Origin of the sequence: Neotabrizicola shimadae (assembly GCF_019623905.1) — a bacterium.
Taxonomy (GTDB): Bacteria; Pseudomonadota; Alphaproteobacteria; order Rhodobacterales; family Rhodobacteraceae; genus Neotabrizicola; species Neotabrizicola shimadae.
In genome coordinates this window covers 337,885-362,006 of record NZ_CP069370.1, presented here as the reverse complement: position 1 = coordinate 362,006, position 24,122 = coordinate 337,885, and the positions used below count along the sequence as shown (strand labels likewise).

Below are 24,122 nucleotides of genomic sequence, written 5' to 3'. Positions count from 1 at the left end.
TCATCGCCGGGCAGCGGCGGCCAGATCGGCCAGCATGGCCCGCACCTTGCAGACCTGCGCGATGGCCAGGTCACGCTCTCTGGCCAGCCGTTCGGCCAGGTCGCCCGGGCCGGGATCGGTTTCGCTTGGTGGCCGAGGCGGGATCACCGGATCGGGGCCTTCGCCGGGAAAGCGGAAGGCAGGGGCAAGGTATCCCTCTTCCTCCTCCAGACCGAAGGCCGTGACCTGCGGTCTGTCTTGCCCCAGAAGCAACAGCCGCGCCAGCATGGTGTGCATCGGCAGGTGGCCGGTGCCGGTGGCGCAGGCCAGATGCGCCCATCCCCCGCGGTCCGGCAGGGCGCGGGCATCCTTCACATGCACCTCGGCGATGCGTGGCGCCTGCGCGGAGAGCGCGGCCAGCGGCGTCTCGCCCGCGTTGATCATGTTGCCGAAGTCGAACAGGAGCGAGAGGCGCGGGTGCCCGACGCGGTCGAGGATGGCCAGCAGTTCCGCGGATGTCAGGTCCTCGTGCTGCTCCAGCGTGAAGCTCAGCCGGGCCTGCGGGTCCAGCCGGTCGAGGATCGCGAGGTCGGCCACGGTGCGGGCCAGCACCTCGGACAGGGGGCCGGCGTGGCGGGGGTAGAAGCGCAGCGAGGTGGCCCCGGTAGCATGGGCGATGGCGGCCGCTTCGGCCAGATCGGGGGCGAGGGTCGAAGAGGTTTCGATGTGAAGGGTGAGCCCCAGCCGGGCGGCCATCGCGCCGAAGGCGCGCCGGTCGGCGTCCGGGGCGTGCAGGAGGCTGCGGGCCTCGCCGTCCTGGACGTGGATTTTCACGCCGGAGAGGCCGTGGATGGCTGCGAAGGTCAGAAGGTCCGGGGGGGCCATGGCGCCGAAGCGGAAGTTCAGGTGGAAGGCGTAGGCGTGGGCGTACAGCGGAGGGGCGACGGCGCGGTGGCCAAGGCGGCGGGCATCACGGTCGGAGAGGCTGGCGACGAAGGCGCGCCAGTCGGCGCCGGGCTCGGCGAAGCCCGGCGGGGCGTCAGACATGCTGGCCGCCGTTGATGGGGATCTCGGAGCCCGAGATGTAGCTGGACTGGTCCGAGCAGAGGAACCAGATCACGTCGGCGACCTCGCGCGGCTGGCCGAGGCGGCGGAGGGGGAGCTGGTCGACGATCTTGTCGGTGCCGGGGGAGAGGATGGCGGTCTCGACCTCGCCGGGGGCGATGGCGTTCACGCGGACGCCGAGGGGGCCGAAGTCATGGGCCATCTCGCGGGTCAGGGCGGCGAGGGCTGCCTTGGAGGTGGCATAGGCAGCGCCGGCGAAGGGATGGACGCGGGAGCCGGCGATGGAGGTGACGTTCACGACCGAGCCCTGGGCCGCGACCAGTTCGTTCTTCAGGCCGCGGGCCAGGACGATGGGCGCGAAGAAATTGACGTGGAAGACCTGGCCCCAGACGCGGAGGTCGGTCTCCAGCGCGTTGAGGCGGCTGCCGCCCGGCCCCTTGGGCGAGATGCCGGCGTTGTTGACCAGGGCGTCGAGCTGGCCGTCGATTCTGGCCTTGATGACCTCGATCGCCTCGATGGTCCGGTTGGGGTCGGCGAGGTCGATCTGGATGTGGTTCTCTTCCCCGCCGGGCCAGGGACAGCGGGGGTCGAAGGGCTGGCGCGAGCAGGTGAGGACCCGCCAGCCTTCGGCCCCGAAGCGTTTGACGGTGGCATGGCCGATGCCGCGGCTGGCGCCGGTGAGGACGAGGGTTTTCTGGCGGGTCATGGCGGGCCTCCGGTTGGGGGAGGAGGGTCCACCAAAGCGGGGCGGAAGGCAAGGGGTGTCCGAGCTCGGACACTTGGTCAGGATCAATAAAATCAATGCCTTGCCAGCACGAATTAACTTGGACTTCATCTTTGGCCGATGCGGTTTGTCTTGGCAGGGTCGCACAAAGCGGCTAGGACGGGCGCCAATCCGCGCCGCACTGCGAGGCCCCCGATGAGAAAGCAGACCGCATCCATGCAAGACGCCGCCGTCACCGCCAAGATCCTGTCCGAAGCCCTGCCCTATCTGCAGCGCTATTCCGGCGCGGTGGTCGTGGTGAAGTTCGGCGGCAATGCCATGGGCGACGACGAGGCCATGGCCGAATTTGCCCGCGACATCGTGCTGATGCGGCAGGTGGGCGTGAACCCCGTGGTGGTGCATGGCGGCGGGCCGATGATCAACGAGATGCTGGGCAAGCTGGGGATCAAGTCGGAATTCGTGAAGGGCAAGCGCGTCACCGACAAGGCCACGGTCGAAGTGGTCGAGATGATCCTGTCGGGTCTGGTCAACAAGCGCATCGTGCAGGCGATCAACGACCAGGGCGGCCGCGCCGTGGGGATTTCCGGCAAGGACGACGACCTGATGGTCTGCGAGGCCGACGACCCGGAACTGGGTTTCGTCGGCCGCCCGGTCGAGATGAACGTGCAGGTGCTGCGCGACCTGTACAATGCGGGGATCATTCCGGTTGTGGCGCCGGTGGCGACCGGCATGGCCGACAACGAGACCTTCAACGTGAACGGCGACACGGCGGCGGGAGCGATTGCCGGGGCGTTGAAGGCCGACCGCCTGTTGCTGTTGACCGATGTGTCGGGCGTGAAGAATGCGGCCGGAGAGGTGATGACGCAGATCACGCCCGAGGAAGTGCGCGAGATGACCCGCGACGGGGTGATCGCCGGCGGCATGATCCCCAAGACCGAAACCGCGCTCATGGCGCTGGATCAGGGCGTTCGGGCCGTGACCATTCTGGATGGCCGGGTGCCCAATGCCTGCATTCTGGAGCTGTTCACCGACCACGGCGCGGGGTCGCAGATCCGGTCTACCGAGCCGCGCGTGAAGCCGCACGTCCGCCGCTGACGCGGCGCTTGACCGGGGGCGGCGCGAGCTTACATTCCTGACAGGGAATGTGAGGGCAGATGGCTGGCGAACTGGCGATCAGGATGGCAGCCTTCCTTGGCCTGTTCGCGCTGTTCGCCGGGCTGGAGGCATGGGCGCCGCGTCGGGCGCGGGCGATGCCGCGGCGGAACCGCTGGACCACCAACCTGTCGATCACGGTGATTGACGCGCTGACCTTGCGGGCGATGGCGATCTTCCTGCCGGCACTGGCGGTCGGGGCAGCCCTGGATGCCCAAGCGCAGGGCTGGGGGCTGTTCAACCGCCTGGACTGGCCAGTCTGGCTGGAGATCGGGCTGGCCGTCCTGATCCTGGACCTGGCGATCTGGGCGCAGCATCTGGTGACGCACAAGGTGCCACTGTTCTGGCGGTTCCACCGTGTCCACCACGCCGACCGCGACATGGACGTGACAACGGCGGTCCGGTTTCATCCGGTGGAGATCGCGGCCTCGATGGGGCTGAAGATCGGGCTGGTTTATCTTCTGGGCCCTGCGGCGGTGGCCGTTGTGCTGTTCGAGGTGCTGCTGAATGGCACCGCCCTGTTCAACCATGCAAATCTGGCGCTGCCGCAGGGGCTTGACCGAGTGGTGCGGCAGGTGCTGGTGACACCGGATATGCACCGTGTGCATCATTCGGTGCGACGCGAGGAGCACGACAGCAATTTCGGCTTTGCCCTGTCGGTCTGGGACCGGCTGTTCGGCACCTATCGGGCCGAGGCACGGGGCGGGCCGGACGGCATGAGGGTGGGACTGGAATGGCAGGACGATCGGCCGGCGAAACTGGGATGGAGCCTGCGGCTGCCGTTCCGCCGGTAAGCCTGGCGGCGATTGCAGCGCGGGCCGCGGCCGAGCGGCTTGAGATCCTTGGCGGATTTCATGCCGAGGACGACCCTTCCCTGCCCGCCGGCACGCGGACCGTGCTGCTGCTTGGCCCGGCCGAGCCTGGGTTCTGGGCGCATCTGACCGCACAGCCGGAATGGGACAGCGCGCCCGATCCGGTGGACCGCTGGTCGCGCCGCGTGATCGGGCGCATGGCTTGCGACCTGGGGGGCAAGGCGTTGTTTCCCTTTGGCGGGCCGCCCTACCACCCCTTCTATCAGTGGGCGCTGCGCACGGGCCGGGTCTGGGACAGCCCGGTGCGGTTTCTGGTCCATGCGACGCAGGGGCTGTTTGTCAGCTTTCGCGGCGCACTGGCGCTGAAAGAGGTGGTGGACCTGCCGCCCCCGGTGCCGAAACCTTGCCTGACCTGCACCGCGCCTTGCCTGACGGCCTGCCCGGTGGAGGCGTTGAGCGGCGCGGGCTATGACGTGCCGCGCTGCCACGGCCATCTGGACAGCGCACCGGGGCAGGATTGCATGACGAAGGGCTGCGCCGCGCGTCGCGCTTGCCCGGTCTCGCAAGCCTATGCAAGAGTGCCGGAACAGTCGGCCTATCACATGAGGCAGTTCCACCGATGAAGCGCCTGATCCTGACGCGCCACGCCAAGTCGAGCTGGGACGATCCCACCGTCGCCGACCATGACCGCCCGCTGAACGCGCGCGGCAAGGCGGCCGCGGCCGACCTGGGGCAATGGCTGGCCTCGCGCGGCTATGTGCCGGAAGAGGTGCTGTGCTCGGACGCGCTGCGCACCCGCAAGACCTGGAGCGGCATCGCCCCGGCCCTGCCCGGCACGCCCATTCTGGAACTGAAGCCGGCGCTGTATCATGCCGGGCCGGATGTGATGCTGGCGGTGCTGCGTCATGCCAAGGCCGACACGGTGATGATGATCGGCCACAACCCCGGCATCGCCGAGTTTGCCGAGCGTCTGGTGGGCCATGCCCCGGCGAACCCCGAGTTTCACCGCTATCCCACCGGGGCAACCCTGGTGGCGGATTTCGCCATCGACGACTGGGCGGAAGCCGGCTTTGGCGCGGGCACGGCGGTGGATTTCACCGTGCCGCGCGAGCTGGACGCCTGAGTCGCGCAAAGCGCGGGGGTGACGCCGGGTCTGACGCCCGGCGATGCCAAAACGCATCAATTTCATGCAAGTTTTCGCTGCCGCCCGTGACCTGCGGCGGTTGCGTGCCATATTCCCCTTGACCTTTCGACAAGCCTGCCTAAATCCGCGAATGAACGTTCATTCAGGGCTTGTCATGGCCGTCGCTGCTGAAATCACCCTTCCCTCTCTTGACGCGCGCAGCGTCGAAATCCTTGCGGGCATCCGCCGCGCCTTCGAGGAGAAGGGCTTCGACGGCGCCTCGATGCAGGACCTTGCCCGCGCCGCCGGCATGAGCGTGGGCAATTTCTACCGCTATTTCCCGTCGAAGGCGGCCATCGTGGAAGCCTTCATCACCCACGACCTGGTGGAAGTGGAAAGCGAGTTTGCCGCCGTCCAGGCGTCCGAAAACCCCCTTGACCAGTTGCGCATCGCGCTGGAGCGCAAGGTGCGCCACGGCATTTGCGACGGCGACGACGGCAAGCTTTGGGCCGAGATCCAGGCTGCCGCGCAGCGCAAGCCCGAGATCCGGGCGATTTCGCTGCGGATGGAAGAGCTGATCTTGCGGCACCTGACCCATGCCTTCGCCCTGGCCACCGGCCTTTCGGCCGAGGAGGCCTTCAAGCGGTACCAGGCGCAGGCCAGGCTGATGATCCTGCTGATGAAGGGGCTGGCGATGCAGACGCCGGACCCCGCCGACCGAGACCCCGCCCTCATGAACCTGGTGCTGCGGACGCTGAACCGCACGCTTGACGAAATCGCCAGCGATGCCGCGAAAGGCTGACCCATGCGCCTGATCCTCGCCACGACCGCCCTTGCCCTTCTGGCCGCGACCGCCCCGGCGCTGGCCGAAACTGCGCCTGCGCCCGCCACCGCCGAAGCCGCGCTGCCCGCCATCACCGTGGCGCCGGCGGCGATGCGGGCGATGAACGACCGCGTCATCGCCTCGGGCATGGTGGGCCCGGTGGAAAGCGTGAACGTGGCGCCCCTGATCGAGGGCCAGCCCATCGAGACGCTGGAGGCCGAGGTGGGCGACCGGGTGCAGGCGGGCCAGGTGCTGGCGCGGTTGTCGGATTCGACGCTGACGTTGCAGCAAAGCCAGTTCGAAGCCTCGGTCGCGGCGGCGAAGGCGACGATTGCGCAGGGCGAGGCGAGCCTGATCGAGGCGAAGTCCACCGCCGACGAGGCGCAGCGTGTGGCGGACCGCACCAAGAAGCTGCAGGCCAACGGCACGTCCAGCCAGGCGCAGGCGGACAATGCCGATGCCGCGGCGGTGTCGGCCAGGGCGCGGGTGATGGTGGCGACGCAGGCGCTGGAGGCAGCCAAGGCACAGCTGGCGCTGGCCGAGGCGCAGCTGGAAAACGTGAAGCTGCAGCTGGAGCGGACCGAGGTGAAGGCCCCTGTCGCGGGCGAAATCGTGTCGCGCAATGCGCTGGTGGGCGGAATCGCCTCGTCTGCCGGGCAGCCGATGTTCGTCATCATCCGCGATGGCGCGCTGGAGTTGCAGGCCGATGTGGCGGAGCGCGACATCCTGAAGCTGAAGCCGGGTCTGACGGTGACGATGGCGGGTGTGGGCGCGGGCGAGAAGCTGACCGGGACGGTGCGGCTGGTGGAGCCTGCGATCGATACGGCGACGCGGCTTGGCCGGGCGCGGATCAGCATCGACCAGACCGATGCGGTGCGCTCGGGCATGTTCCTGGACGCCGACATCCTGGTTGCCGCGCGCGAGGCGGTCGCGATCCCGGTGACGGCGGTGGGTTCGGCGCCCGAGGGCGGGGCGACGGTGATGAAGGTCTCGGCCGACGGGCTGGTGACGCGGGTGCCGGTGACGACGGGCATCCGCGATGGCGGCTATGTCGAGGTGCTGACCGGGCTGGAGGCGGGCGACATGGTGGTGACAAAGGCCGGCGCCTTCGTGCGCGATGGTGACCGGGTGAACCCGGTCACGGCGGCGACGAACTGAGGGAGCGCGGGACATGAACTTTTCGGCCTGGGCGATCCGCAACCCCGTTGCCCCGATCCTTGCCTTCGTGATGCTGTTGGTGCTGGGCTGGAACAGCTTCAACACGCTGCCCATCACGCGTTTTCCGAACATCGACGTGCCGCTGGTGTCGATCACCGTGACTCAGCAGGGCGCGGCCCCGGCCGAGATGGAGACCCAGGTCACCAAGGAGATCGAGGACGCGGTGGCCGGCATCGCCGGCGTGAAGAACATCATGTCGACCGTGTCCGACGGCGTTTCCACCACGGCGGTCGAGTTCCGTATGGAAGTGCCGACCGACAAGGCCGTGCAGGACACGAAGGATGCTATTGACCGCATCCGGGGCGACCTGCCGGGCGATGTGGATGCGCCGATCGTCAGCCGGATCGACGTGGAAGGCCAGGCGATCATGACGTTCGCCGTCTCGGCCCCCGGCATGACCATCGAGGAATTGTCCTGGTTCGTGGACGACACGATCAAGCGGGCCCTTCAGGGCCAGGCCGGCGTGGGCCGGGTGGACCGCTATGGCGGGGCCGACCGCGAGATCCGCATCGAACTCGACCCGGTCAAACTGGACAGCTACGGCGTGACCGCCAGCGCCGTATCGGCTCAGCTTCGCCTGACCAACACCAACCTCGGCGCGGGCCGTTCTGAACTTGGTGCTGGCGAACAGGTGATCCGGACTCTGGGCGATGCCCAGACCGTGGACAAGCTGGCCGACACCACCATCGCCGTCGGCAACGGTCGTCATGTCCGTCTTTCGGACCTGGGCGAGATCGTTGATACCTACCAGGAACTGCGGTCCTTCTCGCGGTTCAACGGCGAGCAGGTGGTGACCTTTTCCGTCTTCCGGGCCAAGGGCGCCTCGGAAGTCAGCGTGGCCGAGACGGTGAACCGCACCATCGACGAGCTGCGCACCGAACACCCCGATGTGTCGATCAAGATGGTCGATGACACGGTGTTCTACACCTACGGCAACTATGAATCCGCCCTGCACACCCTGATCGAGGGGGCGATCCTGGCGGTTCTGGTGGTCTTTGCCTTCCTGCGCAACTGGCGCGCGACGGCCATTGCCGCCGTTGCCCTGCCCCTTTCGGCCATCCCCACCTTCTGGGCGATGGACATGCTGGGCTTTTCGCTGAATCTCGTGTCCTTCCTGGCGCTGACGCTGGCCACCGGCATCCTGGTGGATGACGCCATCGTGGAGATCGAGAACATCGAGCGGCATATCGGCATGGGCAAGACGCCCTACCGCGCCGCCATCGACGCCGCCGACGAGATCGGTCTGGCGGTGATTGCGACCTCGTTCACCATCGTGGCGGTCTTCGTGCCGGTCAGCTTCATGCCCGGGATTCCCGGCCAGTATTTCCGCCAGTTCGGCCTGACTGTCGCGATTGCCGTGCTGTTTTCGCTGGCAGTGGCGCGACTGATCACGCCGATGATGGCGGCCTATCTGATGCGGTCTTCGGACGCCTCGCATGAAGAGGGCGGCAAGGACGGGCTGTTCATGCGCGGCTATCTGTGGCTGGTCGCCAAGACCACCAATAGCCGGTTCCTGTTCATCCCCAGCCGATACATCACGCTGGTTGCGGCCTTTGCCGTGCTGGCGGTTTCAGTCCACTTCATGCTGAAGGTGCCTGGCAGCTTCCTGCCGCCCGAGGATGTCAGCCGGGTCTCCGTGTCGGTCGAACTGCCGCCCGGAGCCACGCTGGCCGAGACCGACGCCACCACGCAGGCCATGGTGGCCGCGATCCGCGACATCGACGGGATCGAGAACATCTTCGTCCTGGGCGGGTCTTCGCCCACGGGCGACCTGGACGTGCGCCGCGCCTCGCTGACCGTCACTCTGGAAAAGCTGGACCACTCGCTGGTGCACAAGCTGATGAGCATCGCCCGCAGCGTGCCGGTTGTCGGCCCGCTCTTGCCGGAATCGCAATCCACCGGCCGCCAGATTCCGCAGAACGTGATCGAGGCGCAGATCTTCGAACAGTTGAAGGGCATCCCCGACGTTCGCGCCTTCAAACTGAACGACCGGGGCGAACGTGACATTTCCTTCTCGGTCCTGTCGGACAACGAGGCCGACCTGAACGAAGCGGTGCGCCGGCTGGAAACTGCCCTGTCGGGCGACCCGCTGCTGGCCAACGTCGCCTCGGAAGGCGCGTTGCCCCGCCCGGAAATCCAGGTGACGCCGAAGGCCGAGGTCGCCGCCCGCCTGGGCGTGACCACCCAGGACATCGCCAACACCCTGCGCGTGGCCACCCTGGGCGACAACGACGCGGCCCTGGCCAAGCTGTCCATCGACAACCGGCTTATCCCGGTGCGGGTGCGGCTGAACGATGCGGCGCGCCAGGATCTGAGCCGCATCGCCGCGCTGAAGGTGACCACGGCCACGGGCACGGCGGTGCCCCTGTCGGTGGTGGCCGATGTCTCGCTGGCGGAAGGCCCGGCGGTGGTGGAACGGCTGAACCGCGAGCGGAAGGCCACCATCGGTGCCAACCTGCCGGTGGGCGTGGCGCTTGGCACCGCGACCGACCGATTCAACGAGATCGTCGCCGGGGTGGAGCTGCCGCCGACCGTGCGAGTCGCCTCGTCCGGCGATGCCGAAGTTCAGGCCGAACTGATGGCAAGCTTTGGCAACGCCATGATGATGGGCCTGCTGCTGGTGTTGACGGTCCTGATCCTGCTGTTCGGATCGGTGATTCAGCCCTTCACCATCCTGTTCTCGCTGCCGCTGGCCATCGGTGGCGTGGCGGCGGCGCTGATCCTGACCAATTCGGCGCTGTCGATGCCGGTGCTGATTGGCATTCTGATGCTGATGGGCATCGTGACCAAGAACGCCATCCTGCTGGTGGACTTCGCCATCGAGATGCGGGCGAAGGGCATGGACCGGTTCAAGGCCGTGGTCGAGGCCGGGCACAAGCGGGCGCAGCCCATCGTGATGACCTCGATCGCCATGTCGGCGGGGATGCTGCCCTCGGCGCTTGGCGTGGGCGAAGGCGGCGCCTTCCGCGCGCCGATGGCCACGGCGGTGATCGGCGGGATCATCATGTCCACCGTTCTGAGCCTGGTGGTGGTGCCGGCCTTCTTCCTGATCATGGACGACCTCTCGCGCGTGATTGGCTGGGCCTTCAAGGGCGTGATCGGGCCGAAGGAAGACGAGCCCGTGGAGCCCGCGCCGCACGAGCTGGCCGAACGCATCGACGGGCTGGAAGAAGGTCAGCGCGACCTGCGCGACCGCGTGGCTGCCCTGGCCGGACCCAAGCCGGTCAAGACCATCGCCGCCGAATAGGCGGGCGATCCAGAGGCCTTGCGGATTGCACCCTGCCCCCGACCGGGGCAGGGTGCTTTCATGATCGACAAGCTGGAAATGTTCCTGGCGCTTGCCAATACGCGCCATTTCGGCCGGGCGGCGGAAGCCTGCGGCGTGACGCAGCCCACGCTGTCCAGCGCGATCCGCCAGCTGGAGGATCAGTTGGGCCTGCAGCTGGTGTTCCGCGGCTCGCGCTTTCAGGGGCTGACGCCCGAGGGCCAGCGCGTGCTGGACTGGGCGCGGCGCATCGTGGGCGACATGCGCGCGATGAAGGACGAGATGCGGGCGGTGCGGTCGGGCCTGTCGGGCAACCTGCGCATCGGGGTCATTCCCACGGCGCTGCCCATGGTGGCCGACCTGTCGGCGCCCTTCCTGGCGCGGCATCCCAACGTGCGGATTTCCTGGCTGTCGCGCACGTCGGCCGAGATCCTGGCCGGGATCGAGCGGCTGGAGCTGGATGCCGGCATCACTTACCTGGACAATGAGCCGCTCGGGCGGGTGACGCAGGTGGCGCTGTATACCGAGTTCTACCGCTTTCTCTGCGCCCCCGGCACGGTGCTGGCGGGGCGGGCGCAGGTGACATGGTCGGAGGTAGCGGAACAGCCGCTGTGCCTGCTGACCGGCGACATGCAGAACCGGCGGATCGTGAACCAGTTGCTGGCCGATGTGGGCGCGACCGTGCAGGCGCCCGTGGAATCCAATTCGACCATCGCGCTGGTGGCGCATGTGCGCACGGGGCTTTGGGGGTCGATCGTGCCGACGAAGCTGGCGCAGATGTTCACCGGCGGCGCGGGGCTGGTGGCGATTCCCATCGTGGAACCGGAGGCGGAACATTCCGTGGGCCTGATCGCCGCGGCGCGAGACCCGCAGACGCCGGTGATTGCGGCGCTGCTGGACGAGGCGGGGCGGCTGGCCCGTCGATAGACAGCGCCTATCAATCAACGGGAAATTGACATTGATTTCCCTATCAAGCGGCGTATCACCTACCCCCAAGCCACCAAGGGGCAGCCGATGACGTCGCACGATCCGCAGCTTGTTCACCGTGTGAGGGAAATCCTCAACGATCACAAGGGCATGGAGGGGCCGTTGCTGCCCATCCTGCACGCGGTGCAGCACGCCTTCGGCTTTGTGCCGCAAGAGGCGATTCCGGTGATAGCCGCGGAACTGCAGATGACGCGGGCCGAGGTTCACGGCGTTGTAAGCTTCTACCACGATTACCGCGACCATCCGCCGGCGGCCCATACGGTGCGGCTGTGCCGGGCCGAGGCCTGCCAGGCACTTGGGGCCGAGCGTGTGGCCGCCCATGCCAAGGCCAAGCTGGGCGTGGACTGGCACGGTCAGGCGCATGGCGTCGCGCTGGAGCCGGTGTTCTGCCTGGGACTTTGCGCCTGCGGGCCGGCGGCGCAGGTCGATGGCAAGCTGGTGGCCCGGCTGGATGAAGACAAGGTCGATGCGATCCTTGGGGGGATGATCTGATGCGGGTCTATGTTCCCCTGGATGCCGCCGCAAAGGCGCTTGGCGCGGATGAGGTGGCGGCGGCCATTCAGGCCGAGGCCGCGCGGCGCGGGGTCGAGATCACTCTGGTGCGCAACGGCAGCCGCGGCATGGTCTGGCTGGAGCCGCTGGTCGAGGTGGCAACCGACCTGGGCCGCATGGCGTTCGGCCCGATGACGACGGCGGATGTGGCCGCGCTGTTCGAAGACCTGAAGGCTCATCCCAAGGCGCTTGGCCTGACCGAGGAACTGCCCTGGATGCTGCGCCAGACGCGGCTGACCTTCGCGCGCTGCGGCGTGATCGACCCGCTGTCGCTTGACGAATACGAACTTCACCACGGGCTGAAGGGCCTGAAGCGGGCACTTTCCTTGTCTGATGCCGACATCGTGGCGGAAGTGCGCGAGTCCGGGCTGCGCGGCCGGGGCGGCGCGGGCTTTCCCACAGGCATCAAGTGGGAAACCGTCCGCACCGCCAAGGCCGATCAGAAATACATCGTCTGCAACGCCGACGAGGGCGACAGCGCCACCTTCGCCGACCGGATGCTGATGGAGGGCGACCCCTTCACCCTGATCGAGGGTATGGCGATTGCCGGCCTCGCCGTGGGGGCGACGAAGGGCTATATCTATACCCGTTCGGAATATCCCGATGCGGTGTCCCAGATGACCAGGGCCATCCAGATCGCCCGCGCCGCGGGCGTGCTGGGGCCATCGGTCCTGGGTTCGGGCCGTGCCTTCGACATGGAGGTGCGGGTCGGCGCCGGAGCCTATGTCTGCGGCGAGGAAACCTCGCTCCTGAACTCGCTGGAAGGCAAGCGCGGCACGGTGCGCGCCAAGCCGCCGCTGCCGGCGCTGCAAGGCTTCCTCGGCAAGCCGACGGTTGTGAACAACGTCATCTCGCTGGCCTCTGTGCCGGTGATCCTGGATCGCGGCGCGGCCTTCTACAAGAACTTCGGCATGGGCCGGTCGCAGGGCACCATGGCGCTGCAACTGGCCGGGAACGTGAAATTCGGCGGCCTGTTCGAAACCGCCTTCGGCCTGACCCTGGGCGAGATCGTGGACGACATCGGCGGCGGTACCGCCACGGGCCGCCCAGTCAAGGCGGTGCAGGTCGGCGGCCCGCTTGGCGCCTGGTTCCCCCGTGCCCTGTTCGACACGCCGTTTACCTACGAGGATTTCGCGACCCGCGGCGGGCTGATCGGCCATGCCGGGCTGACCGTGGCCGACGACAGCGTGGACATGCTGAAGATGGCCCGCTTCGCGCTGGAGTTCTGCGCCATTGAATCCTGCGGCAAATGCACCCCCTGCCGTCTGGGCGCGGTGCGCGGCGTGGAAACGGTGGACCGCATCGCCCGCGGCGACGCCGCGGCGATCCCGCTGCTGACCGACCTGTGCGATACGATGAAGGCCGGCTCGCTCTGCGCGCTCGGCGGCTTCACACCCTACCCGGTGATGTCGGCGCTGACCCATTTCCCCGACGACTTCGCGGTGATGCGGGAGGCGGCGGAATGAGCGAAAAGGTCAAGGGCCCCGCCTCCTATTTCCCCTCGATCGAGGCGAAGTATGGCCAGCCGATGCAGCACTGGTTCGACGCCATCGCAGGAATGCTGGACAGGCCGCACATGCAGATTGTCGCCTTTCTGAAAGACACCCACGGCATGGGCCACGGCCATGCCAATGCCATCGTCGCCCACCAGCTTGCCGCCAAGAAAGGGACCGCCGCATGAAGGACTTCATCATTCCCGACCGCGATTTCGGCACCCCGGCGGCGAAGTCGAAAACCCTGGTGACGCTGACCATCGACGGCTTTGACGTGACGGTGCCCGAAGGCACCTCGATCATGCGCGCCGCGGCGGAAATCGGCATCCAGGTGCCGAAGCTCTGCGCCACCGACTCGGTCGATGCCTTCGGCTCCTGCCGCCTGTGCCTGGTCGAGATCGAGGGCCGCGCCGGCACGCCGGCCTCCTGCACCACGCCGGTCGCCCCCGGCCTGAAGGTCCACACCCAGACCGGCAAGCTGAAGCAGCTGCGCCGCGGGGTGATGGAGCTTTACATCTCGGACCACCCGCTGGACTGCCTCACCTGCTCGGCCAACGGCGATTGCGAGCTGCAGGACATGGCCGGCGCCGTGGGGCTGCGCGATGTGCGGTATGAAGCCGTGGACACGCATTTCCGCGCCAAGAACACCAGTGGCGAGGCCAATCCGCAGTGGAAGGCCAAGGACGAATCCAACCCCTATTTCACCTATGACCCGGCGAAGTGCATCGTCTGCTCGCGCTGCGTGCGCGCGTGCGAGGAAGTGCAGGGCACCTTCGCGCTGACGATCGAGGGTCGCGGCTTCGACAGCCGCGTGTCCTTCGGGATGCGGTCCGATACGGCGCTGTCCTCTGACTGCGTGTCCTGCGGCGCCTGCGTCCAGGCCTGCCCGACCGCCACCCTTCAGGAAAAGTCGATCATCGAGATCGGCACGCCGTCCCATTCCGTCATCACCACCTGCGCCTATTGCGGTGTCGGCTGCCAGTTCAAGGCCGAGATGCGCGGCGACGAGCTGGTGCGGATGACACCCTACAAGAACGGCAAGGCCAACCGCGGCCATTCCTGTGTGAAGGGCCGCTTCGCCTGGGGCTATGCGACCCACAAGGACCGCATCCTGAAGCCGATGATCCGCGACGCGATCACCGATCCGTGGCGCGAAGTCACCTGGGCCGAGGCGATGGAGTTCGCCGCCAGCCGCATCACCGCGCTTCAGGCGAAATACGGCCGCCAGTCGGTGGGCGTCATCACCTCCAGCCGCTGCACCAACGAGGAAACCTACCTCGTGCAGAAGCTGGCCCGCGCGGTCTTTCTGAACAACAACACCGACACCTGCGCCCGGGTCTGCCATTCGCCCACCGGCTATGGCCTTGGCCAGACCTTCGGTACCTCGGCCGGCACGCAGGATTTCGACTCGGTCGAGGCGGCCGATGTCATCATGGTGATCGGCGCCAACCCCGCCGCCGGCCACCCGGTCTTTGCCAGCCGCATGAAGAAGCGCCTGCGCAAGGGCGCGAAGCTGATCGTCGTGGATCCGCGCCGCACCGAAACCGTGGAAGGCGCGCATTACAAGGCCGCGCATCACCTGGCGCTGACTCCGGGGACCAATGTGGCCGTGGTCTCGGCGCTGGCGCATGTGATCGTCACCGAGAAACTCTACAACGAGGACTTCATCCGGTCGCGCTGCGACTGGGACGAGTTCATGGACTATGCCGAGTTCATTTCGCAGCCGCGCCACTCGCCCGAGGCGGTGCAGATGGTAACGGGCGTTCCGGCCGAGGAAATCCGCGGTGCCGCGCGGCTTTACGCCACCGGCGGCAATGCGGCGATCTACTACGGCCTGGGCGTGACGGAACACAGCCAGGGCTCCACCACGGTGATCGGCATCGCGAACCTCGCCATGCTGACCGGCAACATCGGCCGGCCGGGCGTGGGCGTGAACCCGCTGCGCGGCCAGAACAACGTGCAGGGCTCCTGCGACATGGGGTCCTTCCCGCATGAACTGCCGGGCTATCGCCATGTGAAGGGGCCGGAAGTCCGCGCGATCTTCGAAAAGGCCTGGGGCGTGCAGATCGACCCGGAGCCCGGCCTGCGCATCCCCAACATGCTGGACGCCGCGGTGGATGGCACGTTCAAGGGCCTGTACTGCCAGGGCGAGGACATCCTGCAATCCGACCCCGATACACATCACGTCGCGGCCGGCCTCGCGGCAATGGAATGTGTCATCGTGCACGACCTGTTCCTGAACGAGACGGCGAATTACGCCCATGTGTTCTTCCCCGGCTCGTCCTTCCTGGAAAAGGACGGAACCTTCACCAATGCCGAACGCCGCATCAACCGCGTGCGCAAGGTGATGGCCCCGAAGGCACACTATGCCGACTGGGAAGTGACGCAGATGCTGGCCAATGCCATCCTGGAAAAGGCGGGCCGCCCGACCTGGACCTACACCCACCCGGCGCAGGTGATGGACGAAATCGCGCTGACCACGCCCAGCTTCGCCCGTGTGACCTATGACCTGCTGGACGAAATGGGCTCGGTCCAGTGGCCTTGCAACGACAAGGCGCCGGAAGGCACGCCCACCATGCACATCGACGGCTTCGTGCGCGGCAAGGGCCGGTTCATCGTCACGGAATACGTGCCCACCGATGAAAAGTCCGGTCCGCGCTTCCCGCTTCTTCTGACCACGGGGCGGATCCTCAGCCAGTACAACGTGGGCGCGCAGACCCGCCGCACCGCGAACACCACCTGGCACCCCGAAGATGTGCTGGAAATCCACCCGCACGATGCCGAGAACCGCGGCATCCACGAAGGCGACTGGGTGCGGCTGGCCAGCCGGTCGGGCGAGACGACGCTGCGCGCCACCATCACCGACAAGGTGGCGCCGGGCGTGGTTTACACCACGTTCCACCACCCCGACACGCAGGCCAACGTGATCACCACCGATTTCTCGGACTGGGCGACCAACTGCCCGGAATACAAGGTGACGGCGGTGCAGGTCTCGCCCTCGAACGGCCCGACCGAGTGGCAGGAGGAATACTCCGCCCAGGCCGCGCTGTCGCGGCGCATCCTCGCGGCGGAATGATGAAGGCGCACCGGCCCCTTCCGCGGTCGGCCTTCGGGCAGGGGCTGGTGCTGCATGGCCTGCGCGAACTGCCGGAAGAGGTGGCCGTGGCGCTGTCGTTCAACGGCTCGACCCAGGCCGTCATGATGGCCACGCCCGGCGATCTGGAAGATTTCGCGGTGGGCTTCGCGCTGACCGAGGGGCTGGCCAGCCCCGACGAGATCGAGGAGATCCACGTCGAGGCGCTGGCCCAGGGCATCGACGTCCAGATCCGTGTGGGTGCCGGCGCCGAGGCGCGGCTGGCCGCCCGCCGCCGGCACATGGCCGGCCCGGTGGGCTGTGGCCTGTGCGGCATCGACAGCATCGACGCCGCGCTCCGCGCGCCGTGCCGGGTGGCGGGCGATCTGCGGCTGACGCCGGCGCAGGTGCAGCAGGCGGTCGCCGCCCTGCCCGGCTACCAGGCGCTGCACGACACGACCCGCGCGGCCCACTGCGCCGCCTTCTGGACGCCGGGCCACGGCATCGTGGCCGCGCGCGAGGATGTGGGCCGCCACAACGCGCTGGACAAGCTGGCGGGGGCACTGGTGCGTGCCGATGCCTCGCGCGACGGTGCCGTCGTCCTGACTTCGCGCGTTTCCATCGACATGGTGCAGAAGGTCACTGCCCTTGGGGCGCCTGTGCTCATCGCCGTCTCGGCCCCCACCGCCGCAGCGGTGGACATGGCCGATGCGGCGGGGCTGACGCTGATCGCGCTGGCCCGGCCCGACCGTTTCGAAGTCTTCACCCGCCCCGAGCGGGTCCTGCCCCCCGATCCGTCCAAGGAGTCCCGCGATGTCGCCTGAAAAGCTCGTGCGCATGGCCAACCAGATCGCCCTGGCGCTGGAACCGCGCGGCCATGCCGAGGCCGTGACCAGCGTGGCCCAGCATATCAACGATTTCTGGGAACCCCGGATGCGCAAGCAGTTCTTCCAACTGCTGGACCAGGGCAATGCCGGCTTCCGCCCCGTGGTTCTGGAAGCCGCCCCCGCCATCCGCCGCCCCGCCGAAGCCGCCTGAGGGCGGGCGCCGCAAACGGCCGACCCCGAACGTGACACCGGTATCCCGCGCCTCTGTCCCCCTTCTTGGGTGAGGGCGAGCCGGGCCATGCGCGGGCCGCGGCGCGGCCTCAAGACCAAGGCACGCACCTGCCCCCGTTTTCAGCGGCCGGTCACGCCGCGCAGGCGGTCGGAGCGGCGGCGCAGCAGTTCCACCGTGGCCAGAAGCGCGATGGAGATGATGACGAGGATCGTGGCCACGGCAAGGATCGCCGGGCTGATCGCCTCGCGTATGCCATTCCACATCTGGCGGGGAATGGTCTGCTGGTCGGCGCCGGCGAGGAACAGGACCGCCACCACCTCGTCGAACGAAGTCACGAAGGCGAACAGCGCGCCCGAGATCACGCCAGGCAGGATCAGCGGCATGATGACCTTGAAAAAGGTGGTGCGCGGGTTGGCGCCAAGACTCGCGGCCGCGCGGGTCAGCGACTGGTCAAAGCCCGTCAGGGTGGCGGTGACGGTGATGATGACGAAGGGGATCCCGAGCGTGGTATGCGCGAGGATGATGCCCAGGTAGGTCGAGGTCAGCCGCCCGCAGGAAAAGCCGAAGATTCCGCAGGGGTTGGAGTAGAAGAAGAACATCCCCGTGGCGATGATGATGATCGGCACGATCATGGGCGAGATCAGGATCGCCATGATGGTGCGGCGATACGGCATTTCCGGCCGCGACAGGCCAAGTGCGGCCAGCGTGCCCAGCACGGTGGCGAAGATCGTGGCCCAGAACCCCACGATGAGCGAGTTCTTGGTGGCCTTGACCCAGGCGGCATTGCGCCAGCTGTCGGACCACCAGGCGCTGTCACGCGGCGCCTCTGGCGCCTGCATCCCCACGGTCAGCAGGGAATCGTACCAGCGCATCGAATAGCCTTCTGGATCGAAGGTCAGCATCTTCTGAGTGAAGGTGAAATAGGGCTCGGCGTTGAAACTGAGCGGGATCACCACGAGGATCGGCGAGATCAGGAACAGGAAGACTGCCGCGCAGATGACGAGATAGGCGTAGTACCACACGCGCTCGAGCGGGCTTGCATAGGTGGGAAGGGCCATGGATCACTCTCCCCTGAGACGCGGGCGGTAGTTCATGTTGGAACGGATGCGGTAGAAGGCCAGCGCGGCCAGGGCACCGACCGCCGCGCAAAGACCGGCAAGCAGCGCGTTCCCGGTTGTCACCAGGGCGGCAGCACCGGTGCAGGCCGCGGTCAGCGGGATGCCGAGGACGGGCCTTGCCGCGAGCGGCCCCTTCAACAGAAGGGCCGGCCCGAGGAAGCTGGCCCCCACGACACCAAGCGCGACCTTGCGCGCGCCAAGGCCGGTTTCGGCAAGGAACAGGCTGAGGAAAGTCGGCACGAGAAGCCCGCCAAGCAGCGCCAGCAGCGCGATCTCGGCGCGGGCCTTGGTGTAGAGTGCTTCCCTGTCGGCGGAGGTTTCGGTCATCGCAGGTCAACCCAGCTTCAGGTTGTCGATGCCAACGAGGCGGTCGTAGAGCCAGTAGAGCAGCAAGACGCCCAGAAGCAGCATGGCAGAGAGTGCGGCGGCCATCGACCAGTTCGACTTGGACATGTGGAACTGGATGAGGTTCGAGAAGAGCTGGCCATCCGCCCCACCGACCAGCGCCGGGGTGATGTAGTAGCCCACGGCCAGGATGAAGACCAACAGCGAGCCCGCGCCGATGCCCGGCAGCGTCTGCGGCAGGTAGATGCGGCGGAAGGTCGTCCAGGAGGTCGCACCAAGCGAGCGGGCGGCGCGGGCATAGCTGGGCGGGATGACGCGCATCACCGAATAAAGCGGCAGGATCATGAAGGGCAGCAGGATGTGCGTCATCACGACGATCGTGCCGGTCTGGTTGTAGATCATCTTGAGGCGGCCATCGTCGCCGATGAAGCCCATGGCAATCAGCATCTCGTTCACCACGCCCTGCCCCTGCAGGAGCACGATCCACGAGGTGGTGCGCACCAGAAGCGAGGTCCAGAACGGCAGAAGCACCAGGATCATCAGCAGGTTGGCCTTGGCCATCGGCAGGGTGGCCAGCAGATGCGCCACCGGGAAGGCCAAGAGAAGGCAGATGCCGGTGATGACGGCGGACAGCACGAAGGTCTTGACGAAGAGATAGATGTAGATGCGCTGGTTTTCCTGAACCCGGTGGATGCTGCCATCGGGGCCGCGTTCCAGATCGGCGCCGATCAGGTAGAAATCGGCGGTATAGGCGCTGGACGAGGTGCGCATCGCTTCCCACACCGCGGGGTCGCCCCATTTGGGGTCGATGGCAAGGAAGGCCTCCTTGTAGGGCGGGGCCAGGTCGTCGGCATCGCGCGCGGTCTTGGTGAAGAGCGAGCGGCTTTCGGGCAGGGTGTAGTTGACGCGGGTGCCGGCTTCTCCGGCCGTCTTGGCGGCCTTCATCGCCTTGAAATCCTCGGCCAGCGCGGCATAGGCCGCCTCGTCGGGGGCAGCGCCGGCGGGATTGGCGGCGAACCAGGCCGAAACCGCGGGGGCGTTGGCAGAGAAGCCGTCGTGATGGATCGAGCGGTGCAGCATCTGGCCGATCGGGATCACGAAGGTCAGGATCACGAAGGCGAGGAGCGGCAGGACCAGGAGGAAGGCGCGGCGCCGGGCGCGGGCCTGGGCGGCTGCAAGGGCCGTTTTCAGCGGGCGGCCGTCGGCAGTGGTCAGCGGAAGGGCGGCATCGGCCATCGGCAATTCCCGGTCGTCAGGAAGCGGGAGGCCGCGAGGCCTCCCGCAGGATCAGGTCAGTTCGACGCCAGCCAGGCGTTGAAGCGCTCGTTCAGTTCTGCGTCCTTGTCGACCCAGAACTCGAACGAGGATTCCAGCGAATTGGTCATGTTTTCTGGCGCGGTGGGCAGGTGGGGCGCCATGACCGTCTTGCCGTCGTTGAAGATCAGCTCTTCCTTCATGGCCGACTTGCGGGCCGGGCCATAGGAGATCTGCTGCGCCTGAGCGCGCAGGCCCTCGGTCGAGGTGGCGTAGGCGATGAATTCCAGCGCCTGGTCCTTGTTGGGCGCGCCCTTCGGAATCGCATACATTTCGTTTTCGTAGATCTGGCCGTCCCAGACGATCTTGAAGGGCTTGCCCTCGGCGATGGCGGCGTTGAAGATCCGGCCGTTGTAGGCGGTGGTCATCACCACTTCGCCATCGGCCAGAAGCTGCGGCGCCTGGCTGCCTGCTTCCCACCAGACCACGTCGCCCTTGATGGTGTCGAGCTTGGCGAAGGCGCGATCCACACCTTCGGGGGTGGCGAGAACGGCATAGACCTCGTTCGCGGGCACGCCGTCACCCATCAGCGCGAGTTCCAGAACGGCCTTGGCGCCCTTCTTCAGGCCGCGCTTGCCGGGGAACTTCTGCAGGTCGAAGAAATCGGCCACGGTGGTGGGCGCGGCGCCTTCGGGGAACTTGGTGGTGTCGTAGGCGTAGACGTTGGCCCAGATGTCGGTGGAGACGGCGCATTCGGTCACGGCGCCGGGCAGGAAGTCTTCAGAAGCCGGGGTACCATCGGCGCCGGCGGGCAGCGCGTTGATGTCGATCGGCTCCAGCAGGCCCTCGTCACACAGACGGATCGCGTCGGCATATTCGACCGAGGCGACATCGACGGTGACGTTGCCGGCCTCGACCATGGCCTTGATCGGGGTGGCGGGGTTGTCGCTGTCGACCATGACGGTCGCGATGCCGGTCTTGGCGGTGAAGGGCTTCAGGTGCGCTTCGGTCTGCGCGCCGCCATAGGCGCCGCCCCAGGACATCACCGTCACATCGGCCTGGGCCGCGACGGCAAAGCCGGTGAGGGCGGTGGAGAGGATCAGGATTTTCTTCATTGCAAGCTCCCTGTTTGAAGTCGTTCTCTTCCTTGCCCCGCCGCGGTGCGACCGGGGATCACATCGGGTCAAGCGCGCGGGCATCCTGGGGATGCCAGCCGACCCGGATCTTCTGGCCCGGCTCCAACCTGGTCTGGCCAAGCGTATTGCGCATCTTCATCACGAAATCCGTAGTGCCGGCCACGTGAAGCACGGCGCGCAGGATATCACCCATGTAGATCACTTCGACCACCGTGGCGTCGAGCGTGTGGGCGCCTTGGGGCATCATCTCGGGCTTGAACTCCACCCGTTCGGGCCGGATCGAGACCAGGGTCTTCTGGCCCTTGCCCTTGACGTTGACGGCGGTGGCGTCGATCAGCTCGCCCGTGGCGAGGCGGACGACGGCCTTGTCGCCGGTGAGCTCCTCGATGGTGCCGGGAAGCTTGTTGTTTTCGCCGATGAAGCCCGCGACGAAGCTGTTGTCGGGGCGTTCGTAGAGGTCGGCGGGCGGCGCAAGCTGCTGGATGCGGCCGTCGTTGAACACGGCGATGCGGTCCGACATGGTCAGCGCCTCGCCCTGGTCATGGGTCACGTAGACCACGGTGATGCCGAGCGATTCGTGAAGGTGCTTGATCTCGAACTGCATGTGTTCGCGCAGTTGCTTGTCCAGCGCGCCGAGCGGTTCGTCCATCAACACGAGTTTCGGGTCGAAGACCAGCGCACGGGCCAGCGCGATGCGTTGCTGCTGACCGCCGGAAAGCTGGGCCGGGCGACGGGCGGCGAAGGCGCCCATCTGCACCATGTCGAGCGCGCGCTTGATCTTCACCTCGCGCTCGTCCTTGCCCATGCCGCGCACCTCCAGCGGGAAGGACAGATTCTCGCCCACGGTCATGTGGGGAAAAAGCGCGTAGTTCTGGAACACCATGCCGATGCCGCGCTTGTGCGGCGGCACCTGGTTGATGGGACGGCCATCCAGCGTGATCTCGCCATGCGTGGCGGTCTCGAACCCCGCCAACATCATCAGGCAGGTGGTCTTGCCCGAACCGGACGGGCCAAGCATGGTCAGGAACTCGCCCTTGGCGATGGTGAGGTTCAGATCCTTAACGACCAGGGTTTCGCCATCATAGCTTTTCTGGACGTGGTCAAAGACCACGAAGGCGTCATCCTTGTCCGCCACGTCTTCCGTTCTCCCCGGTGGGTCGGCGGGTTGTCCCGCGCTTTGGTTGAGACTGACTAAAACCAATGCACCTGCACAATGCAACAGCCTTGTCGCCCCCTCCATCTAACGTCGCATTCCGGCGCGCAGGGTCAGAATCCGGCACCTTTGCCCGCATAAGCGGCAGTGCGGAATCCTGTCGCATGGGGAAAAGGCAAAGGGGCGGCCGATGGACGGCCGCCCCCTTCCCTTCTGGTTCTGTGCCCGAGATCAGCTGAGGCTGAGGGCCACGAAGCGCGGATCGCCGTCGCGGCGGACGAGCAGCAGGATCGACTTGCGACCGGCCTCCTTGGCCTCTTCGATCCGCTTGTTCAGGTCAGAGATCGAGGTGATGGCCTGCTGGCCGGCCTCGGTGATGACATCGCCCTGGCGCATGCCCTTGGTGAAGGCTTCCGAAACCGGATCGACCTTCGACACGACAAGACCCTCGGTGCCGACCGGCAGCTTCAGCTGGTCGCGCATTTCCTCGGTGACGGGGGCAAGGGTCAGGCCCAGGACCTCGGCTTCCTTTTCGACCGCCTCGGGCTTGGCCGCCGCGGGCACGGCTTCGGCTTCCTCGCGCCGGCCCAGCGTGACCGACAGGGTTTCCGACTTGCCTTCGCGCAGCACAACGACCTGCACGCCCTCGCCGATGGGCGCATCGGCCACACGGCGGGTCAGGTCACGGACATCCTTGATTTCCGAGCCGTTGAACGAGGTGATGACGTCGCCCGACAGCATCCCGGCATCCTTCGCCGGGCCATCCGGCACGTCGGTCACAAGCGCGCCCATGGCGTCAGCCAGGCCCATGGCCTCGGCCACGTCAGGGGTCACGTCCTGGATGCGGACACCCAGCCAGCCACGGCGGGTTTCGCCATATTGCTTGAGCTGATCCACGACCTTGGACACAACGTTCGAGGCCATCGAGAAGCCGATGCCGATGGACCCGCCGTTCGGCGACAGGATCGCGGTGTTCACGCCGACGACCTGACCATCCATGTTGAACAGCGGCCCGCCCGAGTTGCCGCGGTTGATGGCGGCGTCGGTCTGCAGATAGTCGTCATAGGTGCCCGAGAGCGCGCGGTTGCGGGCCGAGACGATGCCGGCCGAAACCGAGAAGCCCTGGCCAAGCGGGTTGCCCATGGCAACCACCCAGTCGCCGGTGCGCATCAGGTCGGAGTTGCCGAACTTGACGAAGGGCAGCGGCGTGTCGCTGTCGACCTTCAGAAGCGCGATGTCGGTCTTGGGGTCGGTGCCGACGAGCTTTGCATCCAGCTTTTCGCCCGAGAAGAACTCGACCTGGATTTCGTCGGCGCCTTCGATGACGTGGTTGTTGGTGACAATGTAGCCGTCTTCCGAGATCACGAAGCCCGACCCGAGCGCCTCGGACCGGTGGGCTTCGGGCTCACCGTTGGGGTTCTGGAAATCCTTGAAGAAATCCTCGAAGGGCGAGCCTTCGGGAACCATCGGGCCATCCTCGGTGGAGGCGGCGACGACGGCCGAGGTCGTGATGTTCACCACGGCGGGGCTGATCTGTTCGGCCAGATCGGCAAAGCTTTCGGGTGCGCCGCGGGCGGCGGCCATGTCGGGCTGGCCGGCGATCAGCGCGGTTCCCAAAAGGACGGCCATCAGGGTGCGTGTCACGGCCGGGCCGATGCGCGGCAGGGCGAGTTGGGTTGAAATCAAGGCGGGCTCCTCTTCCACATCTGCCGGTCTGCACGGGCACGGCGACCGGCTGTATCCTGCCGTTTATCAACCTTGCGCCAAGCAATTGCGCAATGCAAACCCGGT

The 24,122-nt window shown here is 66.9% G+C and carries 22 protein-coding genes; 14 read left to right on the top strand and 8 right to left on the bottom strand.

Features of this window, described 5'->3' with window-relative positions:
• Together JO391_RS01770 and JO391_RS01765 are read right to left on the bottom strand one after the other, a co-directional pair.
• Window positions 1–1,026 carry a sugar phosphate isomerase/epimerase family protein gene (locus JO391_RS01770; RefSeq protein WP_220662506.1) on the bottom strand — a complete coding sequence of 342 codons (1,026 nt, stop codon included), beginning with the start codon at window positions 1,024–1,026 and terminating at the stop codon, window positions 1–3.
• Complete coding sequence (locus JO391_RS01765) at window positions 1,019–1,750, bottom strand: SDR family NAD(P)-dependent oxidoreductase (RefSeq protein WP_220662505.1); 732 nt, start codon at window positions 1,748–1,750, stop codon at window positions 1,019–1,021. Before JO391_RS01765 ends, JO391_RS01770 begins: the two co-directional genes overlap by 8 nt.
• Window positions 1,751–1,984: 234 nt before the next feature.
• Between JO391_RS01765 and argB the strand changes: the two genes are divergently transcribed.
• The 14 genes from argB to JO391_RS01695 all read left to right on the top strand — a co-directional run bounded on the left by argB (window position 1,985) and on the right by JO391_RS01695 (window position 17,304).
• On the top strand, window positions 1,985–2,863 hold the full coding sequence (argB, locus tag JO391_RS01760; protein WP_220662504.1) for an acetylglutamate kinase: 879 nt from the start codon (window positions 1,985–1,987) through the stop codon (window positions 2,861–2,863).
• A 59-nt stretch (window positions 2,864–2,922) separates the two neighbouring features.
• Window positions 2,923–3,714, top strand: coding sequence for a sterol desaturase family protein (locus tag JO391_RS01755; RefSeq protein ID WP_220662503.1), 792 nt, complete (start codon window positions 2,923–2,925; stop codon window positions 3,712–3,714).
• The gene (locus JO391_RS01750; protein ID WP_220662502.1) at window positions 3,684–4,355 is read left to right on the top strand and encodes a ferredoxin; all 672 of its coding nucleotides are present in this window, start codon (window positions 3,684–3,686) and stop codon (window positions 4,353–4,355) included. The genes JO391_RS01755 and JO391_RS01750 overlap by 31 nt, the downstream gene beginning before the upstream one ends.
• Window positions 4,352–4,855 (top strand): SixA phosphatase family protein, encoded by a 504-nt coding sequence (locus JO391_RS01745; RefSeq protein ID WP_220662501.1) that lies wholly within the window; start codon window positions 4,352–4,354, stop codon window positions 4,853–4,855. The genes JO391_RS01750 and JO391_RS01745 overlap by 4 nt, the downstream gene beginning before the upstream one ends.
• Before the next feature lie 175 nt (window positions 4,856–5,030).
• On the top strand, window positions 5,031–5,657 hold the full coding sequence (locus JO391_RS01740; RefSeq protein WP_220662500.1) for a TetR/AcrR family transcriptional regulator: 627 nt from the start codon (window positions 5,031–5,033) through the stop codon (window positions 5,655–5,657).
• 3 nt (window positions 5,658–5,660) lie between these two features.
• Window positions 5,661–6,836 (top strand): efflux RND transporter periplasmic adaptor subunit, encoded by a 1,176-nt coding sequence (locus JO391_RS01735; RefSeq protein ID WP_220662499.1) that lies wholly within the window; start codon window positions 5,661–5,663, stop codon window positions 6,834–6,836.
• Between the two features lie 13 nt (window positions 6,837–6,849).
• Window positions 6,850–10,143 (top strand): efflux RND transporter permease subunit, encoded by a 3,294-nt coding sequence (locus JO391_RS01730; protein WP_220662498.1) that lies wholly within the window; start codon window positions 6,850–6,852, stop codon window positions 10,141–10,143.
• Window positions 10,144–10,203: 60 nt separating this feature from the next.
• Entirely contained in the window at window positions 10,204–11,088 is an 885-nt protein-coding gene (locus tag JO391_RS01725; RefSeq protein ID WP_220662497.1) for a LysR family transcriptional regulator, read from the top strand.
• 87 nt (window positions 11,089–11,175) lie between these two features.
• Complete coding sequence (locus JO391_RS01720; RefSeq protein WP_220662496.1) at window positions 11,176–11,640, top strand: formate dehydrogenase subunit gamma; 465 nt, start codon at window positions 11,176–11,178, stop codon at window positions 11,638–11,640.
• A complete protein-coding gene (locus tag JO391_RS01715) occupies window positions 11,640–13,166 on the top strand; it encodes a formate dehydrogenase beta subunit (RefSeq protein WP_220662495.1) in 1,527 nt (508 codons plus the stop codon). The genes JO391_RS01720 and JO391_RS01715 overlap by 1 nt, the downstream gene beginning before the upstream one ends.
• Window positions 13,163–13,381 carry a DUF4287 domain-containing protein gene (locus JO391_RS01710; RefSeq protein ID WP_220662494.1) on the top strand — a complete coding sequence of 73 codons (219 nt, stop codon included), beginning with the start codon at window positions 13,163–13,165 and terminating at the stop codon, window positions 13,379–13,381. The genes JO391_RS01715 and JO391_RS01710 overlap by 4 nt, the downstream gene beginning before the upstream one ends.
• Window positions 13,378–16,269, top strand: a complete 2,892-nt coding sequence (gene fdhF, locus JO391_RS01705) for a formate dehydrogenase subunit alpha (RefSeq protein WP_220662493.1) — start codon at window positions 13,378–13,380, stop codon at window positions 16,267–16,269. Before JO391_RS01710 ends, fdhF begins: the two co-directional genes overlap by 4 nt.
• A complete protein-coding gene (gene fdhD, locus JO391_RS01700; protein WP_375155679.1) occupies window positions 16,266–17,090 on the top strand; it encodes a formate dehydrogenase accessory sulfurtransferase FdhD in 825 nt (274 codons plus the stop codon). The genes fdhF and fdhD overlap by 4 nt, the downstream gene beginning before the upstream one ends.
• The gene (locus tag JO391_RS01695; RefSeq protein ID WP_220662492.1) at window positions 17,080–17,304 is read left to right on the top strand and encodes a formate dehydrogenase subunit delta; all 225 of its coding nucleotides are present in this window, start codon (window positions 17,080–17,082) and stop codon (window positions 17,302–17,304) included. Before fdhD ends, JO391_RS01695 begins: the two co-directional genes overlap by 11 nt.
• Window positions 17,305–17,444: 140 nt before the next feature.
• Here JO391_RS01695 and JO391_RS01690 read toward each other — a convergent pair whose 3' ends face one another.
• The 6 genes from JO391_RS01690 to JO391_RS01665 form a co-directional block, all read right to left on the bottom strand.
• Window positions 17,445–18,383, bottom strand: a complete 939-nt coding sequence (locus JO391_RS01690) for an ABC transporter permease (RefSeq protein WP_220662491.1) — start codon at window positions 18,381–18,383, stop codon at window positions 17,445–17,447.
• Window positions 18,384–18,386: 3 nt separating this feature from the next.
• Window positions 18,387–18,770 carry a hypothetical protein gene (locus tag JO391_RS01685; RefSeq protein WP_220662490.1) on the bottom strand — a complete coding sequence of 128 codons (384 nt, stop codon included), beginning with the start codon at window positions 18,768–18,770 and terminating at the stop codon, window positions 18,387–18,389.
• 6 nt (window positions 18,771–18,776) lie between these two features.
• The gene (locus tag JO391_RS01680; protein WP_220662489.1) at window positions 18,777–20,024 is read right to left on the bottom strand and encodes an ABC transporter permease; all 1,248 of its coding nucleotides are present in this window, start codon (window positions 20,022–20,024) and stop codon (window positions 18,777–18,779) included.
• 56 nt (window positions 20,025–20,080) lie between these two features.
• A complete protein-coding gene (locus tag JO391_RS01675) occupies window positions 20,081–21,157 on the bottom strand; it encodes an ABC transporter substrate-binding protein (RefSeq protein ID WP_220662488.1) in 1,077 nt (358 codons plus the stop codon).
• A gap of 58 nt (window positions 21,158–21,215) precedes the next feature.
• Window positions 21,216–22,313, bottom strand: coding sequence for an ABC transporter ATP-binding protein (locus tag JO391_RS01670; RefSeq protein WP_259444789.1), 1,098 nt, complete (start codon window positions 22,311–22,313; stop codon window positions 21,216–21,218).
• 249 nt (window positions 22,314–22,562) lie between these two features.
• Window positions 22,563–23,960 (bottom strand): DegQ family serine endoprotease, encoded by a 1,398-nt coding sequence (locus JO391_RS01665; RefSeq protein WP_220664399.1) that lies wholly within the window; start codon window positions 23,958–23,960, stop codon window positions 22,563–22,565.
• Between the last annotated feature and the right edge of the window lie 162 nt (window positions 23,961–24,122).

Excerpts from the sequence above, each read along its gene's own strand:
- JO391_RS01710 (WP_220662494.1), top strand. The coding sequence starts at position 13,163 with ATGAGCGAAAAGGTCAAGGGCCCCGCCTCCTATTTCCCCTCGATCGAG.
- fdhD (WP_375155679.1), top strand. The coding sequence starts at position 16,266 with ATGATGAAGGCGCACCGGCCCCTTCCGCGGTCGGCCTTCGGGCAGGGG.
- JO391_RS01720 (WP_220662496.1), top strand. The coding sequence starts at position 11,176 with ATGACGTCGCACGATCCGCAGCTTGTTCACCGTGTGAGGGAAATCCTC.
- JO391_RS01685 (WP_220662490.1), bottom strand. The coding sequence starts at position 18,770 with ATGACCGAAACCTCCGCCGACAGGGAAGCACTCTACACCAAGGCCCGC.
- JO391_RS01725 (WP_220662497.1), top strand. The coding sequence starts at position 10,204 with ATGATCGACAAGCTGGAAATGTTCCTGGCGCTTGCCAATACGCGCCAT.
- JO391_RS01755 (WP_220662503.1), top strand. The coding sequence starts at position 2,923 with ATGGCTGGCGAACTGGCGATCAGGATGGCAGCCTTCCTTGGCCTGTTC.
- JO391_RS01690 (WP_220662491.1), bottom strand. The coding sequence starts at position 18,383 with ATGGCCCTTCCCACCTATGCAAGCCCGCTCGAGCGCGTGTGGTACTAC.
- JO391_RS01665 (WP_220664399.1), bottom strand. The coding sequence starts at position 23,960 with ATGGCCGTCCTTTTGGGAACCGCGCTGATCGCCGGCCAGCCCGACATG.
- JO391_RS01715 (WP_220662495.1), top strand. The coding sequence starts at position 11,640 with ATGCGGGTCTATGTTCCCCTGGATGCCGCCGCAAAGGCGCTTGGCGCG.
- fdhF (WP_220662493.1), top strand. The coding sequence starts at position 13,378 with ATGAAGGACTTCATCATTCCCGACCGCGATTTCGGCACCCCGGCGGCG.
- JO391_RS01745 (WP_220662501.1), top strand. The coding sequence starts at position 4,352 with ATGAAGCGCCTGATCCTGACGCGCCACGCCAAGTCGAGCTGGGACGAT.
- JO391_RS01735 (WP_220662499.1), top strand. The coding sequence starts at position 5,661 with ATGCGCCTGATCCTCGCCACGACCGCCCTTGCCCTTCTGGCCGCGACC.
- JO391_RS01730 (WP_220662498.1), top strand. The coding sequence starts at position 6,850 with ATGAACTTTTCGGCCTGGGCGATCCGCAACCCCGTTGCCCCGATCCTT.
- argB (WP_220662504.1), top strand. The coding sequence starts at position 1,985 with ATGCAAGACGCCGCCGTCACCGCCAAGATCCTGTCCGAAGCCCTGCCC.
- JO391_RS01695 (WP_220662492.1), top strand. The coding sequence starts at position 17,080 with ATGTCGCCTGAAAAGCTCGTGCGCATGGCCAACCAGATCGCCCTGGCG.
- JO391_RS01770 (WP_220662506.1), bottom strand. The coding sequence starts at position 1,026 with ATGTCTGACGCCCCGCCGGGCTTCGCCGAGCCCGGCGCCGACTGGCGC.
- JO391_RS01740 (WP_220662500.1), top strand. The coding sequence starts at position 5,031 with ATGGCCGTCGCTGCTGAAATCACCCTTCCCTCTCTTGACGCGCGCAGC.
- JO391_RS01680 (WP_220662489.1), bottom strand. The coding sequence starts at position 20,024 with ATGGCCGATGCCGCCCTTCCGCTGACCACTGCCGACGGCCGCCCGCTG.
- JO391_RS01675 (WP_220662488.1), bottom strand. The coding sequence starts at position 21,157 with ATGAAGAAAATCCTGATCCTCTCCACCGCCCTCACCGGCTTTGCCGTC.
- JO391_RS01765 (WP_220662505.1), bottom strand. The coding sequence starts at position 1,750 with ATGACCCGCCAGAAAACCCTCGTCCTCACCGGCGCCAGCCGCGGCATC.
- JO391_RS01750 (WP_220662502.1), top strand. The coding sequence starts at position 3,684 with ATGGAGCCTGCGGCTGCCGTTCCGCCGGTAAGCCTGGCGGCGATTGCA.